This is a genomic window from Serratia odorifera (genome assembly GCF_041448735.1).
Classification (GTDB): Bacteria; Pseudomonadota; Gammaproteobacteria; order Enterobacterales; family Enterobacteriaceae; genus Serratia_F; species Serratia_F odorifera.
On sequence record NZ_JBGMUT010000007.1, the window covers coordinates 148717 to 167853 of the forward strand.

General features: G+C 60.0%; 14 protein-coding genes. 3 read left to right on the forward strand and 11 right to left on the reverse strand.

Going from position 1 to position 19137, the window contains the following annotated elements; genetic code table 11:
* Window positions 1-136: 136 nt before the first annotated feature.
* The 7 genes from ACCC84_RS17365 to ACCC84_RS17395 form a co-directional block, all read right to left on the reverse strand.
* Window positions 137-475 carry a YegP family protein gene (locus ACCC84_RS17365; protein WP_004959869.1) on the reverse strand — a complete coding sequence of 113 codons (339 nt, stop codon included), beginning with the start codon at window positions 473-475 and terminating at the stop codon, window positions 137-139.
* Window positions 476-653: 178 nt separating this feature from the next.
* Complete coding sequence (gene baeR / locus ACCC84_RS17370; RefSeq protein WP_371902117.1) at window positions 654-1370, reverse strand: envelope stress response regulator BaeR; 717 nt, start codon at window positions 1368-1370, stop codon at window positions 654-656.
* Window positions 1370-2761, reverse strand: a complete 1392-nt coding sequence (gene baeS / locus ACCC84_RS17375) for an envelope stress sensor histidine kinase BaeS (RefSeq protein ID WP_088499758.1) — start codon at window positions 2759-2761, stop codon at window positions 1370-1372. Before baeS ends, baeR begins: the two co-directional genes overlap by 1 nt.
* The gene (locus ACCC84_RS17380; RefSeq protein WP_371902119.1) at window positions 2761-4185 is read right to left on the reverse strand and encodes an MFS transporter; all 1425 of its coding nucleotides are present in this window, start codon (window positions 4183-4185) and stop codon (window positions 2761-2763) included. The genes baeS and ACCC84_RS17380 overlap by 1 nt, the downstream gene beginning before the upstream one ends.
* A gap of 83 nt (window positions 4186-4268) precedes the next feature.
* Entirely contained in the window at window positions 4269-7349 is a 3081-nt protein-coding gene (gene mdtC / locus ACCC84_RS17385; RefSeq protein WP_004959886.1) for a multidrug efflux RND transporter permease subunit MdtC, read from the reverse strand.
* The gene (locus tag ACCC84_RS17390; RefSeq protein ID WP_004959889.1) at window positions 7346-10465 is read right to left on the reverse strand and encodes an MdtB/MuxB family multidrug efflux RND transporter permease subunit; all 3120 of its coding nucleotides are present in this window, start codon (window positions 10463-10465) and stop codon (window positions 7346-7348) included. Before ACCC84_RS17390 ends, mdtC begins: the two co-directional genes overlap by 4 nt.
* Entirely contained in the window at window positions 10465-11715 is a 1251-nt protein-coding gene (locus tag ACCC84_RS17395) for an MdtA/MuxA family multidrug efflux RND transporter periplasmic adaptor subunit (protein WP_004959892.1), read from the reverse strand. Before ACCC84_RS17395 ends, ACCC84_RS17390 begins: the two co-directional genes overlap by 1 nt.
* A 261-nt stretch (window positions 11716-11976) precedes the next feature.
* Here ACCC84_RS17395 and ACCC84_RS17400 point away from each other — a divergent pair, with 261 nt between their 5' ends.
* Complete coding sequence (locus tag ACCC84_RS17400) at window positions 11977-12930, forward strand: aldo/keto reductase (RefSeq protein ID WP_004959894.1); 954 nt, start codon at window positions 11977-11979, stop codon at window positions 12928-12930.
* A 74-nt stretch (window positions 12931-13004) separates the two neighbouring features.
* Window positions 13005-13622 (forward strand): pyridoxamine 5'-phosphate oxidase family protein, encoded by a 618-nt coding sequence (locus ACCC84_RS17405; protein WP_004959897.1) that lies wholly within the window; start codon window positions 13005-13007, stop codon window positions 13620-13622.
* A 53-nt stretch (window positions 13623-13675) separates the two neighbouring features.
* Here ACCC84_RS17405 and ACCC84_RS17410 read toward each other — a convergent pair whose 3' ends face one another.
* Together ACCC84_RS17410 and yegD are read right to left on the reverse strand one after the other, a co-directional pair.
* Window positions 13676-14236 (reverse strand): GNAT family N-acetyltransferase, encoded by a 561-nt coding sequence (locus tag ACCC84_RS17410; RefSeq protein WP_004959902.1) that lies wholly within the window; start codon window positions 14234-14236, stop codon window positions 13676-13678.
* Between the two features lie 63 nt (window positions 14237-14299).
* Entirely contained in the window at window positions 14300-15652 is a 1353-nt protein-coding gene (gene yegD / locus ACCC84_RS17415; protein ID WP_004959904.1) for a molecular chaperone, read from the reverse strand.
* Window positions 15653-15825: 173 nt separating this feature from the next.
* On the opposite strand from yegD, the gene alkA reads away from it, so the two are divergent.
* Window positions 15826-17319, forward strand: a complete 1494-nt coding sequence (gene alkA / locus ACCC84_RS17420; RefSeq protein ID WP_371902122.1) for a DNA-3-methyladenine glycosylase 2 — start codon at window positions 15826-15828, stop codon at window positions 17317-17319.
* 18 nt (window positions 17320-17337) lie between these two features.
* On the opposite strand, the gene mgtE is transcribed toward alkA, so the two are convergent.
* Complete coding sequence (mgtE, locus tag ACCC84_RS17425; RefSeq protein ID WP_004959910.1) at window positions 17338-18771, reverse strand: magnesium transporter; 1434 nt, start codon at window positions 18769-18771, stop codon at window positions 17338-17340.
* A 106-nt stretch (window positions 18772-18877) separates the two neighbouring features.
* Window positions 18878-19030 carry a YfgG family protein gene (locus ACCC84_RS17430; protein WP_004959913.1) on the reverse strand — a complete coding sequence of 51 codons (153 nt, stop codon included), beginning with the start codon at window positions 19028-19030 and terminating at the stop codon, window positions 18878-18880.
* Window positions 19031-19137: the final 107 nt, after the last annotated feature.

Below are 19137 nucleotides of genomic sequence, written 5' to 3' on the forward strand. Positions count from 1 at the left end.
CACCTGATGGCGCAGTGAAAGCGCAGAATTGTAACGGCAGCCCGCGCCAAAATCAGCAATTAACCGGAATTATTCAGGGGAGATTGATCTGCATCATGCGGAAAACGCGCGGCCATGCTGCCGCGCGTAAAAAACCTCAGGCGCTCAGATCGCGCACGTCGGTTGTCGGGCCGTTCTTGATCACCGACTGGATACCGCTTTTGGCGCTGGCATCCGAGCTGTACATCTGGCTGACGCCGATGATCTGATGGTTTTTGGCTTTCAGCACGAAATACGGTTTGTCGCTGCTGCTGACCTTGGTTTCGTATTGCGCTTCGTTGGGGGAATTGGTTTGCACCGAAGCAATACCGTTCTCCGCCGAAGCCTTGCTGGCGTACATTTCGCTGGAAAGAATGATCTCGCCATTACTGGCTTTCAAGGTGAAGTGGTACTGTCCGTTGGACGACTTTTTCAACTCATAGTGGCCGGTTGCCATGGGTCCTTCTCCTGTTGGGTCGATAATTGCAGTAAGTGTAGTCAATCCCTTGAATTTTGGGCGACTGTGCAAACAGACCTAATTAGCGTAGCGTAAAAAAACGCCGAAATATTTGCGGCCGCCGGAAATTTTCACTTTGCAGTGGCGACAACGCACAGGAAGCTAACCACGCGGTGGCTCAGAGAGGATTGACCAGCCGGCACGCTTCCGCCTCCCAACGGTAACCGACGCCATATACCGAACGGATAAACGCCTTTTCGCCGTCGAGCGCTTCCAGCTTGCGGCGCAGGTTCTTGATATGGCTATCGATAGTACGGTCGGTGACCACGCGATAATCGTCATACAGGTTGTTCAGCAGTTGCTCGCGTGAAAATACGTTGCCAGGCTGGCTGGCGAGGGTTTTCAGCAGGCGAAATTCCGCCGGCGTGAGATCCAGCACCTGACCTTGATAACTGGCCTGAAAACGCGGCTCGTCGATGTGCAGCAGCGCATCTTCCTGCTGGGATTCCGCTGGTCGATAGCAGCGGCGCAGTATGGTTTTTACCCGCGCGACCACTTCACGCGGACTGTAGGGCTTGCAAATATAGTCATCTGCGCCGATTTCCAGCCCCAGCAGCCGATCGATCTCTTCGATTTTTGCCGTGACCATCACGATTGGCAGTTCGGTAAAGCGGCGCAGTTCGCGACAGACCGACAGACCGTCGCTGCCCGGCAGCATCAAATCCAGCAGGATCAACGCCGGCGGCTGCTGATGCACTGCGGCAATGACCTCACTGCCGTTGGTCAGCCAGCGGGTGGCGTAGCCGGCAGCCTGGAGATAGTCCACCAGCAATTGGCCCAGCTTGGGCTCATCTTCAACAATCATGATCTGCAATGGCTGATTTTGCGTTTCCATTAGGGCGCCTTGTTCTTCACGGACGAAATTGGGTCAGGGAATTCTACCGTAATGCGCACGCCGCCCAAAGGCGAGTGCTGCGCACGGATGTGGCCGCCGTGCGCTTCGACGATGTTCTGGCTGATGGAAAGACCAAGACCCGAGCCGCCGCTGGCGCGGTTGCGCGAAGCCTCGGTGCGATAAAAACGCTCAAAGATGCGCGACAGTTGCTCGTCGTTGACGCCGGGGGCGCTGTCCTGCCAATAGATAACCAGCCTGCTGGCGTGCGTTTCGATGCCGATCTCCAGCGTGCCGCCGGCGTCGGTATAGCGCAGGCTGTTTTCCAGCAGGTTGTTGAACAGTTGATTGAGACGGTCCGGATCGCCGAACAGCAATGCGCGCTCCGGCAGACGGGTGACGATCTGCAGGCCCTTGGCATGGAAACGTTCGCGAAATACCGCAACGGCGATTTGCAGCAGATGCACGCAGTCGACCTGGGATTTACGGTAGGCCAGCGCGCCGAGATCCGACAGCGACAGCTGATGCAGATCGTCAACCAGTTTGGTCAGGGTGGACACTTCGGCCTGCAATGAACTGAGCGACGCCGGCGTCGGCTGGCGCACGCCATCTTGCAACGCCTCCAGCTCGCCGCGCAGTACCGCCAGCGGGGTGCGCAGTTCATGCGACACGTCTGCCATAAACGCGCGGCGCATCTGTTCGTTTTTTTCCAGCGAGGTGGCGAGCTGGTTAAAGTCCAGCGCCAGGCGACCCAGTTCGTCCTGGCTGCTGACCGCCACCCGCGCGCTGAAATCGCCTGCTGCCAGCCGGTGGGTGCCGGCGACCAGCCGCTTCACCGGCGCCAGCAGGCCGCGCGACATCAACAGCGTGACCGCCGCCGCCAGCAGGGTGGACAGCGCGACAATCCACCAACTGGTACGCCGCTGCTGACGGTCGAAGTTGATGTCGGCGTTGCGGGTCAGGCGTTCCGGTGGGGTGGCGATCACCCAGCCGACAATTTCATTGTTGTAGCGAATCGGCTGGCGGGTGCCTTCCTGGGGAATGTGGCCAGCGTGGCCGACCAGCCGGTTGTACTGACTGTCAACCACCCAGAACTGGGTGCGCCAGCCTTTGGGCGGCAGGTTGTGGCTGCTGTCGCTGTTCTGTTCGAACGAACGCATGATCTGGTAGACCACCTGATCGTTGTTGCGCAGAAACTGCCAGTTGCCGTGGCGGCTGTATTGATCTTCCAGCGCATCGCTGAGCATGGCGATACGCTGTTCGTTGCTGTGCTTGATGTAATCGATAAAGCCACGCTCGAAGCTGAGACGCACACCCCAATGCATGGTGATCAACACCAGCATGCAGGTGGCGAAGATGGCTAAAAACAGCTTTGCGGTAATGCCTATTCTCATTAAGTCCTCGTTGAGCTGTTACCCGGCCCTTTGGTCAATGTGCGGTTGGTGATGTTGATGACCGGAACGCGGGCAAAGGCCAGCGCCGGCAGTGCAATGATCAGCGCCATGCACAGGTAACTGTAAATGAAGGCATTGTGGATCGCCGGGCTGTCGGCCACCACCTGATGGTGGGCAAAGCTGCCGATTAAAATACCGGCGATGCTAACGCCAATGCTCATGGAAAGCTGCATCACCATCGACAGCAGGCTGTTGCCGCTGCTGGCGAGGCGATCCGGCAGGTCTTTCAGCGTCAGCGTATTCATCGCTGAAAAACGCAGCGAGTTGATCATGCTCTGGAACACCAGTACCACCGGCAGCAGATACAGCCAGCCCAGCATCGCCACCAGCAGGAAAAGCACGGTGATCAGCGCCAGCAACAGGGTGGCATACACCAGCACGTTGCGATAGCCGAAACGGTTGACCACCTGCACCACGATGCGTTTCATGCCCATACTGCCAAGGATCATCGGGATCATCATCAAACCGGCGTGGAACGGCGAAAACCCCATGCCGACCTGCAGGAACAGCGGAGTCATGAACGGTAGCATCCCGCTGCCAATCCGCCCCAGCAGGCTGCCGAACAGGCCTACTTTATAGGTTTCGGTAGCCAACAGCGACAGCGAAAACAGCGCCCGTGAATTGCCGCGGGCATACCACCAGTAGCCCGCCAGCGCGGCGGCACCCAGCGCCACCAGGCCAGCAATGGCGGCCGCCGACAGCCCCATGCCCTTATGACCGTCGAGCGCCAGCGTCAATGCCGCCATACCGATGGCCAGCATGATAAAGCCGCTGATGTCGAAGCGCCGGGTCTGCATGCGGTAGTTGGGCATCAGCATCAGCGTGGCGATGGCGCCGGCAATGCCGACCGGAATGTTGATCAGGAAAATCCAGTGCCAGCTGGCGTACTCCACCAGAAAGCCGCCGAGCGCCGGCCCCATCAGCGGGCCAATCTGCCCGGGCAGGGTAACGAAGGTCATTGCCGCCATATACTGGTCGCGCGGTACGATTTTCATCACCGTCAGGCGGCCGACCGGCACCATCATGGCACCGCCGATGCCCTGTACCACGCGCCAGGCAATCAGCTGGTTCAGCGTTTCCGCTCGGGCGCACAGCAGTGAGCCGAGGGTAAACAACACGATGGCGCTGAAAAATATCCACTTTACGCCGACCTTATCCGCCAGCCAGCCGCTGGCCGGCAGCATCACCGCTACCGTCAGCACGTAGGAAACTATCACCGATTGCATGCGCAGCGGGCTTTCCCCCAGGCTGACGGCCATGGACGGTAACGCGGTATTGACGATGGTGGTGTCGAGGGTTTGCATGAAAAAACCAAATGCGACGATCCACAGTTGCCATTGTACGGATGCGGGTTGCTGTTTCACGAACCTTGCTCTCCTCCTCTGGTCTGACACGCCGCGGATCAATGGCGGGGCGGGGCCGAATCAGACGCCGCCCACCTTATCGGTTATTCAGGCAATGGTTGCAATTTTTTTCCGCGGCGAAAACGCATTTGCAGCCGGTCGAAATACAGGTAAATCACCGGCGTGGTGTATAGCGTCAGCAACTGGCTCATCAACAGCCCGCCGGCAATGGTAATCCCCAGCGGCTGACGGAGCTCGGCGCCGTCGCCGCTGGTCAGCACCAGCGGCAGCGCGCCAAACAGCGCGGCCAGCGTGGTCATCATGATCGGCCGAAAGCGCAGCAGGCTGGCCTGGAAAATCGCCTCGCGTGCGTTGATGCCGCCGTTGCGCTGCGCATCCAGCGCGAAGTCGACCATCATGATGGCGTTTTTCTTCACGATGCCTATTAACAGCATAATACCGATCAACGCAATCAGGCTAAACGAGGCATCGAACAATTCCAGCGCCAACAGGGCACCGACCCCGGCGGAGGGCAGGGTGGACAGAATGGTCAGCGGGTGGATATAGCTCTCGTACAGTATGCCAAGCACGATATACACCGTGGCGATGGCGGCGATGATCAGCAACAGTTGGGATTGCAGCGTTTCCTGGAATACCTGCGCGGTGCCGGCAAATGCGCCACGTACCGTACTCGGCACGCCGAGCGCAGTCATGGTGCGTTCGATGGCCGCGGTGGCGTCCGACAGGCTGCCGCCGTCCGGCAGGTTAAACGAAATGGTCGAAGCCGCCGACAGGCCCTGATGGTTGACCGACAACGGCGCGTTGGCCGGTTGCCAGTGAGCGAAATACGACAGCGGGATCGCCTTGCCGTCGTTATTGATCACGAACATTTTTTCCAGCGCACTGACGTCCTGGGTGTAGGGCGGCGCCACTTCCATCACCACCTTGTACTGATTGAGCGGCTGATAGATGGTCGAAACCTGGCGTTGACCAAAGGCATTGTTCAGCAGGTTATTGGCATCGGACACGGAAATGCCCAGCCGCGCCATGGTTTCGCGGTCATACACCAGATCCATTTCCGACCCCTTGTCCTGCTGATCGGAGTTGACGTCCGCCAGTTGCGGCAAGGCAGCCAGCGCGGTGCGGATCTTCGGCTCCCATTCGCGCAGCGCACCCAGGTCGTCGGCCAGCAGAGTGTATTGATAGCTGGCGTTCGACTGCCGCCCACCGACGCGAATATCCTGCACCGCCATCAGGAACAGGCTGGCTCCCGGCTCTTGCGCCAGCTTGGCACGCAGTCGGGCGATGACCTGCTGCGCGTTTGCGCGGCGTTCGGATAACGGCTTGAGCGAAATGAACATCGAACCGGCATTGGTGCGTGAACCGCCGGTGAAACCGGTCACGTTGTCGACGTCAGGATCTTCACGCACGATTTTCATAAAGTCTTCCAGTTTGCCGCGCATCGCCTGGAACGAAATGCTCTGATCCGCCTGAATAAACCCCATCAGGCGGCCGGTGTCCTGCTCGGGGAAGAAGGTTTTCGGAATGCTGACATACAGCCATACATTAAGGGCGATGGTGGCGAGGAACACCGCCAAAACCCAGCGTGAATGACCCAGCACCCAGTTGAGAGAACGCCCATAGCCCTGCTGCAATCCCACCAGCAATCGGCCGAATCCACGGCTGCGGCGCTGGGCGCGTGCCGGCTGGTGGCGCAGCAGATAGGCGCACATCATCGGCGTCAGCGTCAGCGAAACGATCAGCGACAGGCCGATGGAAACCGACAGCGTGACGGCAAATTCGCGGAACAGGCGGCCGGGCAATCCGCTCATCAACAACAGCGGGATAAATACCGCCACCAGCGACACGCTCATCGAGAGCACGGTAAAACCGACTTCGCGCACCCCTCGCAGCGCGGCGTTCAACGGTTTGATGCCGGCTTCGACGTGGCGTGAAATATTTTCCAGCACCACGATGGCGTCATCCACCACAAAGCCGGTGGCAACGGTGAGCGCCATCAGCGACAGATTGTTCAGACTGAACCCGCACAGATACATGGCGGCGAACGAACCGATCAGTGAAACCGGTACCGCCACCGCCGGGATCAGCGTGGCACGACCGGAACGCAGAAAGATGAACACCACCAGAATCACCAACCCAATGGCGATTGCCAACGACTGTTCGACTTCTGCCAGCGAGGCGCGGATGGTGGGGGAGCGATCCTGTGCGATGTTCAGATGGATCGAGGCGGGGATGGTTTCCTGCAAGGTCGGCAGTTCGGCGCGGATGCGATCGACGGTTTCAATGATGTTGGCATCCGGCGCGCGGCTGACGGTCAGAATGATCGCCGGTTCGGCGTTGGTCATCCCGGCGTTGCGCACGTCCTGCACCGCGTCCTTGACCTCGGCAACGTCGCCGAGCCGCACCGCCGAACCATTGTTGTAATGCACGATCAGCGGCTGGTAGTCGGCGGCGGTTTTCAACTCGTCGTTGGTCTGTAACTGCCAGCGCTGCTGCTGGTTTTCCACCGCCCCCTGCGGCCGGCGAACGTTGGCGTTGCTGATGGCCTGCCGTACGCCGTCGAGTGAGATCCCCTGATTGAACAACGCACCCGGGTTGAGTTCTACCCGGACTGCCGGCAGCGAACTGCCGCCCACCGACACGTCGCCGACGCCTTCGGTCTGGGCGATTTTTTGTGCCAGCTGGGTCGAGGCGAAATCATACAGCTGCCCCTGGTTATAGGTATCCGAGGTCAGCGTCAGGATCATGATCGGTGCGTCTGACGGGTTCACCTTTCGGTAGCTGGGACGATTGGGCATACCGGTTGGCAGCAGGCTTTGCGCGGCGTTGATGGCCGCCTGCACGTCGCGTGCTGCGCCGTTGATATCGCGATCCAGATCGAACTGCAAAATGACCCGCGTGCTGCCCAGCGAACTCATTGAGGTCATTTCGTTGACGCCGGCAATGCGGCCTAGCGCGCGCTCCAGCGGCGTCGCCACCGATGACGCCATGGTTTCCGGCGACGCGCCGGGCAGCGAGGCGCTGATGACGATCACCGGGAAATCCACCTGCGGCAGCGGCGAGACCGGCAATAGCCGGAACCCCATCACCCCGGCGATGGCAATCGCCAGGGTCAGCAGGGTGGTGGCCACTGGCCGATAGATGAACAGGGCGAAGAATTTCACGGCAGCTCCTGCGGATCCGGCTGACGGCGAGTATTACGCGCCAGTTTGTCAAACAGCAGGTAAATTACCGGCGTGGTGAACAGCGTCAGGATCTGGCTCATCACCAGACCGCCCACCATGCACACCCCCAGCGGATGGCGTAGTTCGGCGCCGACGCCGGTGCTGAGCATCAGCGGCAGTGCGCCAAGCAGCGCCGCCAGCGTGGTCATCAATATGGGCCTGAAACGCAGCAGACAGGCCTGATAAATCGCGTCGTATGGCGTCATGCCCTGTTCACGTTCGGCGGCCAGCGCAAAGTCGATCATCATGATGGCGTTTTTCTTGACGATGCCAATCAGCAAAATGATGCCGATAATGGCAATCACATCCAGCTCGCTGCCCGCCGCCATCAATGCCAACAGCGCGCCGACGCCGGCGGTCGGCAAGGTGGACAGAATGGTCACCGGGTGGATAAAACTTTCGTACAACACGCCGAGCACGATATACATCGCGACAATTGCCGCCAGGATCAGCCACAGGGTGCTGCCAAGCGCCGCCTGGAATGCCAGCGTGGCCCCCTGGAACTGGGTGGTGATGTCAGTGGGCAGATTGAGTTGCTGTTCCGCCTGGGTGATGGCGTCCACCGCTTCGCCCAGCGAATAGCCGTCCGTCACATTGAACGACACCGTTGCCGACGGGAACTGGTCAAGGTGGTTGACCGACAGTGGACCAAAGCGCTGTTCTATTTTGGCCATGGCGCTGAGCGGCACAATGGTGCCGTTGCTGCTGGTCAGGCGGATATCGTTGAGTGCCGTCAGCCCTGGTGTCTGGCTGACGTCGTGCTCCAGCACCACGCGGTACTGGTTGGCCTGGGTATAAATGGTGGATATCAGCCGTTGACCAAAGGCGTTATACAGCGCGTTGTCGATGTCGTTCATGCTGATGCCGAGGCGCGAGGCTGAGTCGCGATCGACATTGACGTAGGCCACCAGCCCCTGATCGAGCCAGTTGCTGGTCACCTCGGCCAACTGTGGCGTCTGTTTCAGCACCGCCAGCAGTTTCGGCACCCACAGACTCAGCTCATCCAGCGACATCGCCTGTAAGGTAAATTGATACTGGGTGCGGCTGACCTGGGTATCAATGGTCAAATCCTGCACCGGCTGCAAATACAGTTTCATACCGGGGAAATGCGCGGTTTGCCGTTGCAGGCGGGCGATCACCGCCGGAATGCGATCGCTGCGTTCATCGAGCGGCTTCAGGTTGATCTGCAGCCGGCCGCTGTTGAGGGTGGCGTTGCTGCCGTCGACACCGACGAATGAGGTCAGGCTAGCCACCGCCGGATCGCGCAGGATTTCCGCGGCCACCTGCTGTTGACGTTCGGCCATATTGCTGAACGACACGCTTTGTGGCGCTTCCAGCGTGCCCTGAATGATGCCGTTGTCCTGTACCGGGAAGAAGCCCTTGGGGATCAGCAGATACAGCAGCACCGTCAGCGCCAGCGTGCCCAGCGCCACGCCGAGCGTCAGCCACGGGTGATTGAGCACCACCTTCAGCCAGACCGCGTAGCGGGCGATCACCCGGTCGAAGAAGCGCTCGGACGCACGCGAGAAACGGTTTTGCCGGCGCAGCGATTCATGGCTGAGCATGCGCGCGCACATCATTGGCGTCAGCGTCAGCGACACCACGGCGGAAATCAGGATCGCCACCGCCAGCGTCACGGCGAACTCGCGGAACAGCCGGCCGACGATATCGCCCATAAACAGTAACGGGATCAGCACCGCCACCAGCGAGAAGGTCAGCGAGATAATGGTAAAGCCGATTTCGCCAGCGCCTTTCAGCGCCGCATCCAGCGGCTTTTCGCCCTTTTCGATGTAGCGCGAGATGTTTTCGATCACCACGATGGCGTCGTCGACCACGAAGCCGGTGGCGATGGTCAGCGCCATCAGCGTCAGGTTGTTGATCGAAAAATCGAGGAAATACATGGCGGCAAAGGTGCCGACCAGTGACAGCGGTACCGCTACGCTTGGAATAATGGTCGCGGGTACGTTGCGCAGAAAGACGTAAATCACCATCACCACCAGCGCAATCGCCAGCAGCAGTTCAAACTGCACGTCGTTGACCGAGGCGCGAATGGTGGTGGTGCGGTCGGTCAGCACCTTGACGTCAACCGACTTCGGCAGACTCTTGACCAGCACCGGCAGCATGTCGCGAATGCCGTCGGCGGTGGCGATCACGTTCACCCCCGGCTGGCGCTGAATATTGAGCACGATCGCCTGTTGTTTGTTGGCCCAGGCCGCCAGACGGGTGTTTTCCGCACCCTGCTCAATGGTAGCGATGTCCTGCAGGCGGATTGCCGCGCCGTTCTGATAGGCGATGATCAGCTGACGATAGTCTTCGGCCGACTTCATCTGATCGTTGGCGGACAGCGTGACCGAACGGGTAGGGCCATCGAGGCTGCCCTTGGCGGAATTGACGTTGGCGTTGCTGATGGCGCTGCGCACCGTTTCGCTGTCCAGGCCGTAGGCGGCAACCGCCGCGGCGTTCAGCTTGACCCGTACCGCCGGACGTTGGCCACCGGACAGCGTGACCAGACCGACGCCGTTCACCTGTGAGATTTTCTGCGCGACGCGGGTTTCCACCATGTCTTCCACCTGGGTCATTGGCATGGCGCTGGAGGTGACCGCCAGCGTCATGATCGGCGGATCGGCAGGGTTGACCTTACTGTAGATCGGCGGGTAGGGCAGGTCGCTCGGCAGCAGATTGGTGGCGGAGTTTATCGCCGCCTGCACTTCCTGCTCGGCAACGTCGAGCGGCAGTTCCAGTTGAAACTGCAGCGTAACCACCGACGCGCCGCCGGAGCTTTGCGATGACATTTGCTTCAGGCCGGACATCTGGCCGAACTGGCGTTCCAGCGGAGCGGTGATGGCCGAGGTCACCACGTCCGGGCTGGCGCCGGGGTACAGCGTAACCACCTGAATGGTTGGGTAGTCCACTTCCGGCAGCGCGGAAACCGGCAATGCGCGATAGCCGATAATACCGGCCAGCAGAATGGCCAGCATCAGCAGCGTGGTGGCTACCGGGCGCAGAATAAACAGGCGGGATGGTCCGCCACCGGCGTTCGGCGGTGTGGCGTGCATCAGGATTTCCCTTGAACGTGCGGTTGCTGGCGCGGTTTGGTGGCCGCCGGGGTTTCCTGCGGCGTCAGCACTTCAACCTGTGCGCCTTCGGTCAGGCGATCGATACCGTCGGTTACCACCCGGTCGCCGGCGCTCAGCCCGGCGCTGATCACCACCTGCTGGCTGTCCTGTACCCCGGCGGTCACCAGGTGCTTGCTGACGCGGTTATCGTCGCTCAGCGTCCAGACAAAGTTGCCTTCGTTGCCCATTTGCAATGCGGCGGTCGGGATCACTACCGCGTTGTGCAGGGTGTCGACCTTCAGCCGTGCGTTGACGAACTGATTGGGAAACAGCGCGTCATCCTGATTGTCAAAACGCGCTTTGAGTTTGATGGTGCCGGTGGCGGTATCAATCTGGTTATCCAGACTCAGCAGTGCGCCGGTGGCGAGCCGTTGCTGATTGGTGCGATCCCAGGCTTCAACCGCGACCGGGCCGGCTTTTTGCGCCTTGACCAGATCGGCGATATTGCCCTCCGGCAGGGTAAATACCACGTCGATCGGCTGCGTCTGGGTGATCACCACCAGCCCGGTGGTGCTGCCGCTGCTGATATAGTTGCCGACGTCCACCAGCTTCAGACCGACGCGCCCGTCAATCGGCGCGGTGATGCGGCTGTAGGTGATTTGCAGTTTGGCGCTATCGACCGCGCCCTGATCGGCCTTGATGGCCCCTTCGGTCTGGCGCACCAGCGCTTGCTGCGCGTCGAGTTCCTGACGCGAAATCAGGTTGGTTTTCACCAGTTGCTGATAACGTGCCAAATCCTGCCGGGCATTAGCCAGCGTTGCCTGATCCTTCGCCAATTGTCCCTGCGCCTGGGTGAGCTGGACGTTGAACGGCCGCGGATCGATTTCCGCCAGCAGATCCCCGGCTTTGACCTGTTGTCCCTCGGTAAAATGCAGCGCCATCAGTTGACCGTCGACGCGGCTGGTGACGGTAACGGTATTGGCGGCGGTAGCGGTGCCCAACCCGGACAGATAGCGCGGCACCGTCTGTTGGCTGGCGGTGGCTGCCTGCACCGGCGACATCGGCATACCGCGCCTACCGGCGGCAGGCGTTGCGCGAGCATCCTTGCCGGCTGCGGCCTGGCGGGCGCTTGGCATCGCTTCGGGCTGCGTCGCAGAGAAATGGCGCCACAGCATAACGGCAGCAACAATCACCAGAATCAGCGCCAGCAGGCGCAGTATCCAGGAACGACGTGTGGGGTTTGCATTCATGACGGTGAAAATTCTCTCCAAAGGCAGGCGTACTGACGGGCATTGATTGCCGAAAAGCGGTCTTTCTATAGGATACTAGTTTAGCGGCCGGAGACTTGATAAAAATGAAGGAAAAATGGAGGAATCGTCAGTTTTCCATGAAGAGTTCGGGGATTTATCGTTTTCCAGACTAATCTTGTCTGTTAGCGCGGCTTTTATCGCGTGCCAGGTGCGACGCATCTGGCTGGTTGAGCCTATCTGTTCTGCCTGGAGGAGTTAGTAATGCGTAAACGGCAATTGGGAACCACCGATATTCAGGTTCCACCGCTGACCTTTGGCGGCAATGTGTTTGGCTGGACGGCGGATCGCGCCATGTCCTTTCGTCTACTTGATGCGTTACTGGATCATCAGCTTAATTTTATTGATACCGCCGACGTTTATTCCTCTTGGGCGCCGGGCAATCAAGGGGGCGAGTCGGAAACCGTCATCGGCGAATGGCTGAAGAAAAGCGGCAAACGCGACCAGGTGATTATCGCCACCAAAGTGGGCAAACCGATGGGGGAAGGCCGACAGGGGCTGGCGCCACGCTATATCCAACGGGCGGTAGAAGATTCGCTGCGCCGCCTGCAAACCGAGTATATCGATCTGTATCAGTCCCATGACGACGATCGCGATACGCCGCTGGCGGAAACGCTGTCGGCGTTTGATGCCCTGATCAAGGCCGGTAAGGTGCGGGCTATCGGCGCCTCCAATTATCAGGCCGAACGGCTGGAGGAAGCGCTGAACGTCAGTGAACGGCTCGGACTGGCGCGCTATGAAACGCTACAGCCGGAATATAATCTCTACGCCCGCCAGGGTTATGAACAGGCGCTTGAGGGCGTGGCGGTCAAACGGCAACTGGGCGTGATCAACTTCTTCTCGCTGGCCAGCGGTTTCCTGAGCGGCAAATACCGTAGCACAGCCGACGTCGGCAAAAGCCAGCGTGGCGATACGGTGGCTGCACGTTACTTGAATCCACGCGGGTTTCGCATTCTTGCCGTGCTGGATCAGACGGCGGAAAAGCACCGCAGTACGCCGGCGCAGATTGCCCTGGCCTGGCTGATGGCGCGGCCGAGCATTACTGCTCCGATTGTCAGCGCCACCTCGTTGCAACAGCTTGATGAGCTGGTGGGCGCGACCCGCGTGCAACTCGACGCGCAGGATATGCAGCGGTTGCAGCAGGCCAGTGCCGCATAGCCGCGCCGTGCTCTCCTTTGGCAGGATTTTGCTCTATCCTGAATGGGTCTAGATGATTCATTCAGGGAGCAGCAATGTGCAACGAGACTGTTAATGATTTAGCCACGCTTGAGCAAATTTACGGCCAACCGGCCGCCCCTTCGGTGTTCAAGGAAGTCAGTTACCTTCACCCGGCTTATCGCCCTTTTATCGAGGCCGCGACATTTGCCGCGCTGGCGAGCGTTGGCCCGGACGGGATGGATGTGTCGCCGCGTGGCGATCCGGCCGGTTTCCTGCATATCGAGGATAAAAAAACGCTGTTGCTGCCTGACCGACGCGGCAACAACCGCATCGACAGCATGCGCAATATTCTGCATGACAATCGCGTTGCTCTGCTGCTGTTGATTCCCGGGGTGAATGAAACGCTGCGTATCAACGGCCGGGCGGAGATTGTGATCGCCCCGACGCTATTGCAACGCTTTGCCCATCGCAACATGTTGCCGCGCTCGGTACTGCGTATCACGGTGGAGGCGGTATTCTTTCAGTGTGGCCGGGCGATTCTGCGTTCCGGCCTGTGGGATGCGTCGACGCAGATCCCGCGCCAGTCGCTGCCCAGTACGGGTACTCTGCTGGCCGAAATCAGCAAAAGCAGTTTTGACGGCGAGCAGTATGACGCCGAGTTGCCGCAGCGGCTGCGCGATACGCTGTATTAATCACCTGGCGTCAGGCGGGCGTGCCAGCGTGCCCGGCAAGCCGAAAAAGATAATCAGCATGTTTGCTCCTGCCATTGTTGCCGCGTCAGACGATACACCACATGATCGCGTAACGGGTGGCCTGCCGGCAGGCGCGGATGGGCAAAGCGCTCACCGTGGTAATGCATGCCGATGCGCGCCATCAGCCGCCGTGAGGGCTGGTTGATGACGGCGGTAAATGACACCACTTCCGGCAATGACAAGCGCTGGAACGCATAGGCCAGCACGGCACGGGCAGCTTCGCTGGCATAGCCCTGATGCCAATAATTCGCCGCCAGGCGCCAGCCGATTTCCACGCCAGGTGCGATGGGCAGATCGTCGCCTATCGGATTGAGGCCGACAACGCCGATAAACGGCGTAACCGCTTTGAGCTCCACGGCCCATAACCCCCAACCGACCCGTTGCATAACATGGCGCAGGGTGGCCGCCTGACGGTGGCTGGCAGCGGCGCTGAGTGTCGAGGGGAAATAGTGCATGACGCGTGGATCGGCATTAAGCGCGGCGAAGGCGCTCAGATCGCTGTCCTGCCAGGCGCGCAGGTGCAGGCGCGCGGTATCAAGGGTGTCGATGGACATGGCGCTTCCTCGGAAAAGGCGCGGCGTGGTGGCCGCGCCCGGTAGAGTGTAGCGAATGACGAGCTAGCGAAACAGCGTTTGTGCCCAGCGCGCCAGTCCGGCGGTGACCGAGCCGAAGTCGTTACCGCCGACGATCGGAATGCCTGGCAACTGTTGCTGTAGTGCGGTGCGCAGCAGCGGCGAACGTGCACTACCGCCGGTGAGATAAATCACCTGTGGCGTGCTTTGGCTGGTGGCCAATGCCGCAGTCACCTGTTCCTGGATCCGTTGCAGTGGCTGCGAAATTGCCTCGGCCAACTGACCTTGACCGATGGTTTCGGCCAGATCGGGCTGCACAAATGCCAGCGGCACCTGGGTACTGTCCTGAGCGGACAGGGCAATTTTGCTTTCTTCTGCCGCCCGCACCAATCGGTAGCTCAGGCGCTGCTGATAGACCTTCAGCAGGCGTTGAACCTTCTCCGGCTCGGCGGCGTCGCGGATCAGATCGCGCAACAGACGGGCATTGGCGCTGCCATAAAAATCGTTCTGCGCCGGCACGTCGTTGGTAGCAACCGCGTTCCAGTAAGGCAACGCCGGCAGCGCGATGCCTTTCTCGGTTTCGCCGCCCATGCCGAACAGCGGCATCAACTGTTTGAACGCCAGCATGATATCCAGATCGTTACCGCCAACGCGGCAGCCGCTGTGACCCAGCAGGCTTTGCTGGCGGTCGGCGCGATCGCGCCATTGCGGCCCCATCAGCAACACCGAACAGTCGGTGGTACCGCCGCCGATGTCCACCACCAGAACGGTTTTTTCTTCGCTCAGCGTGGCTTCAAAATCCAGCCCGGCGGCTACCGGCTCGAACTGGAATTCGATGTCTTTAAAGCCGGCGCGCTGGGCGGCGCGTTGCAGAATACCCTGTGCCTGATGGTTGGCCTCGTCGCCGCCGGTGCCCTGGAAGTTAATCGGGCGGCCAATCACCGCCTGATCGATCTGCTGCTGCAACGCTCCTTCGGCCTGGCGCTTGATGTGGAACATCATGGCGCACACCAGATCTTCAAACAGCGCGATCTGCTGTGCTTTCAGGCCGTTGGCTCCAAGGAAGGATTTTGGCGAGCGAACGAAGTACACCTCTTGCGGATCTTCGACGTAATGCGCCAGCGCTTGCAGGCCGAACAGCACGCTGTCGGCATTCACCGGAATGTCTTCCTCGCGGTTAAAGCTGATGGCGCGCCGCAGCAACTGCTGGTTTTCGTCGCTGCCGGTCGGCACCTGCCAATGGCGGTGCAGACACTCGCTGACCGCTTCGCGCGTTGGCGCGCACAGCATTGACGGCAGATACGGTTCGTTGTTTTCCAGCGCCAGCAACTGAGGGCCATTGTCGCCCATGACCGCCACGGAACAGTTTGCTGTTCCATAATCAAAACCAATAAACATTGTCTTTCCCCATGCCAATGAAGGGGGGCGACTTTACCCGAGAGCGGGCGTCTGGGCAACGTGCAGCGCGTCAAGCGGCTAAAAATTTAGCGCAGTGGCAGTTGGCATGCTTAACTGTTTGCCACAGGTTAATGTCCGAATTCCGCACGCCAGGGCGCAGCGCGAGCAGCATAATGATGAAAAAACCGACATTGAGCGTAATCATGAGTAATCAACAGGCATTCTATGCCGCGCTGCAGGCGCGCGATCGCAAGTTCGACGGCCGATTTTTTGTCGGCGTTTCCTCAACCGGTATTTATTGCCGCCCGGTGTGCAGCGCCCGCACGCCAAAAATTGAAAATTGCAGCTTTTACCCCAGCGCGGCGGCGGCCGAACTGGCAGGGTTTCGCCCTTGTCTGAAGTGTCGGCCTGAACTGGCTCCGGGGCTGGCGTTAATCGATCTGGGCAACCGCTACGCGCAGGTGGCGGTGCAACTGATTGAGCAGGGCTATCTTTCCGAACACGGTTGTGACGCGTTGGCGGCGCGGCTGGGCATTTCCGATCGACATCTGCGGCGGATATTTGCCGAACGCTTCGGTGCGTCACCGATTGATTATGCGCAGTCGCATCGGCTGTTGCAGGCCAAACGGCTGTTGGCGGACACCCGTATGCCGCTGAGCGAAGTGGCGTTCGCCGCCGGTTTCGGCAGCCTGCGGCGCTTTAACGAGCTATTCAAACAGCGTTATCGCCTGGTGCCGTCGGCCCTGCGCGAAAGCAGCGCAAGACAGTCGCGCGCCGCTGCCAGCGGGCTGGTGTTTCACCTGGGCTATCGCCCGCCGTACGACTGGGCGCGTATGCTGGAGTTTTTGCAGGCGCGTACGGTTATCGGCGTGGAAAGCCTGCGGGACGGTCTGTATTGCCGTTCCATTGCGTTGCAGCAGGGGGGGGAGGAATACCGCGGCTGGGTCAGCGTACTGCCGGAGCCGGTGCGCAACCGGGTGCGGGTGGAGATTGCACCGTCGCTTAGCCGAGTCACCACCGAGGTGCTGCGGCGCGTACGTCAGCTGTTCGATCTGGATGCCGCACCTGACCTGATCGCCGATGCGCTGGGCGAGCTGGCGGCCGACGCGCCCGGTTTGCGGCTGCCCGGGTGCGTCAACAGCTTCGAACAGGCAACGCGCGCGGTGCTGGGCCAACTGGTCAGCGTCAAGATGGCTGCCAGCTTTGCCGGGCGAATGGCCGAGCGTTGGGGGACGCCGCTTGAACAGCCGTACGGCGGCATCACTCACCTGTTCCCGACGGCACAGCAGGTAGCGCAACTGCAACCGCAGGATCTGCGGCCACTCGGTGTACAGCTCAAACGCGCCGCGGCGTTGATTGCCATTGCCCGGGAGGTAGTGGAACAACGGTTGACGCTGGATAACGTGCTGGATATCGATGCTGGCATCAAGGCGTTGACCGCGCTGCCGGGGATTGGCAGCTGGACGGCGAATTACATCGCGATGCGCGCCTGGTCATGGCCGGACGTGTTTTTGGCTGGCGATTACCTGATCAAACAGCGTTTCCCCGGTATGACGCCGCGACAGATGGAACACTACGCCGAGCGTTGGCGGCCGTGGCGTTCTTATGCCACGCTGCACCTCTGGCACCATCAGCGCTGGCAGCCTCAGCCGGCAAGCGACCAGTAACGCGCCGGCCGCGCTGGCCTACAGCAGAAAAAGCGTGGCAAGGCCAAGAAAGATAAAGAACCCACCGGTATCGGTCAGCGCAGTGATCAGCACGCTGGAGCCGACTGCCGGATCGCGGCCGAGCTTGAGCATGGTCATTGGAATGACGACGCCCATCAGTGCCGCTACCAGTAGATTAAGTATCATCGCCAGCGTCATCACGCCGCCCATCGCCCAGTCGCCGTACAGCAGATAGGTCACCACTCCCATGATGCCGCCCCACACCACGCCGTTGATTATCGCCACGCCCAGTTCCCTGAGCATCAGTCGCGATATGTTGCCGACTTCAATCTGGTGCAGCGCCAGGGCGCGCACGATCATGGTAATGGTCTGGTTGCCGGTGTTGCCACCGATGCCGGCGACGATCGGCATTAACGCCGCCAGCGCCACCAGTTGGGAAATGGTGTGCTCGAACAGGCCAATGACGCGCGAGGCGATAAAGGCGGTGCACAGGTTGATAGCCAACCAGGCCCAGCGGGTTTTTACCGCTTTGCCAACCGGAGCGAACACGTCTTCTTCCGGACTCAAGCCGCCCATACGACGCAGGTTGCTTTCGCTTTCCTCATTGACCACGTCGACGATTTCTTCGATGGTCAAACGTCCCATCAACTTGCCTTTGGCGTCGATCACCGGCGCACTGATCAGGTCGTAGCGTTCAAATGCGCCAGCCGCCGCTTCGGCTTTGTCCTCTGGCTGAAAGGTGGTGGGATCGCTGTCCATCACCTCGGATACCGGCGTTTCCGGATCGTTGAGCAGCACGGCGGTCAGCGGCAGCTCACCCAGCAAGGTGTTTTTGCGATCGGTAACGAAGATTTTATCGGTCGCGTCGGGAATGGTTTTGCGCAGACGAAGAAAGCGGTGCACCGCGCCCAGCGTGACGTCGGCGCGCACCGTGATCAGCTCGAAGTCCATCATCCAGCCGACGGTTTCTTTGCCGTAGTGCATCATTTCGCGCACTTGCGCCCGTTCATCCGGTTCCAGCGAGGTCAGCAGCCGTCCCATCAGGTTACGCGGCAGGAACTGCGCCAGATAGGCCTGTTCATCGACGTCCAGCGTCTTGATCGCCTTGAGCAGGTCTTTGTCGCTCATTTCTTCGATCAGGCTGTCCCACACCGGTTCGGCCACTTCCACCAGCGTTTGGCCGCGCTTGGTGTTGCCCACCAGCCGCCACAGCGCCAGTCGTTCATCCTGCGGCAGCGCTTCCAGCAGGTCCGCCAGATCGGCGGCGTGCATGTCTTCGACAATCTGGGTGATTTCTGCGGTCTGGTTGAGCCGTTCGCTTTTGTCGAGCGGTTGTCCGTCGCCGGGACGGCCAAGAATGCCATCGATCAACTCTTTGTTATTCAACAGCAAAGACAGAATGCGCTGACGGTGTTCAGCGACTTTTTTGACGTTATGTGTAGCGGCTGACATGGTATTCCTTAACGCGTTACTCGCACAATTCCCGTATGACGACCTTAACAAGATAGAACATGCTGACGCTGAGCGTCAGTTTTAAGAGGCACAACAGAAGGCGGGGTTACAGCTGTTGATGGTACTGTTGCGAGGCGGCTTGCTTCTCCTGGTGATGCGGCACGGCAACCACGGCGGCGTACAGTAATCGGCCGATCAGTATGATAAAACTGACAAATAACACGATCTTGGTCATTTGTCCGGTGGTTCTTTTTCTCATAGATCACCTGAGGTTATCGGTTCCTTTTCAAGGCGTTGGCAGCCGCGTGTTGCGCACGATGACTGCAAGTTTAGGCCGGGTGAGTAAAACTTGTCTATTTGTTTCCT

Coding starts and splice junctions, on each gene's coding strand:
- ACCC84_RS17365 (WP_004959869.1), bottom strand. CDS start 475: ATGGCAACCGGCCACTATGAGTTGAAAAAGTCGTCCAACGGACAGTAC.
- baeR (WP_371902117.1), bottom strand. CDS start 1,370: ATGGAAACGCAAAATCAGCCATTGCAGATCATGATTGTTGAAGATGAG.
- baeS (WP_088499758.1), bottom strand. CDS start 2,761: ATGAGAATAGGCATTACCGCAAAGCTGTTTTTAGCCATCTTCGCCACC.
- ACCC84_RS17390 (WP_004959889.1), bottom strand. CDS start 10,465: ATGCACGCCACACCGCCGAACGCCGGTGGCGGACCATCCCGCCTGTTT.
- ACCC84_RS17395 (WP_004959892.1), bottom strand. CDS start 11,715: ATGAATGCAAACCCCACACGTCGTTCCTGGATACTGCGCCTGCTGGCG.
- ACCC84_RS17400 (WP_004959894.1), top strand. CDS start 11,977: ATGCGTAAACGGCAATTGGGAACCACCGATATTCAGGTTCCACCGCTG.
- ACCC84_RS17405 (WP_004959897.1), top strand. CDS start 13,005: ATGTGCAACGAGACTGTTAATGATTTAGCCACGCTTGAGCAAATTTAC.
- ACCC84_RS17410 (WP_004959902.1), bottom strand. CDS start 14,236: ATGTCCATCGACACCCTTGATACCGCGCGCCTGCACCTGCGCGCCTGG.
- yegD (WP_004959904.1), bottom strand. CDS start 15,652: ATGTTTATTGGTTTTGATTATGGAACAGCAAACTGTTCCGTGGCGGTC.
- alkA (WP_371902122.1), top strand. CDS start 15,826: ATGATGAAAAAACCGACATTGAGCGTAATCATGAGTAATCAACAGGCA.
- mgtE (WP_004959910.1), bottom strand. CDS start 18,771: ATGTCAGCCGCTACACATAACGTCAAAAAAGTCGCTGAACACCGTCAG.
- ACCC84_RS17430 (WP_004959913.1), bottom strand. CDS start 19,030: ATGAGAAAAAGAACCACCGGACAAATGACCAAGATCGTGTTATTTGTC.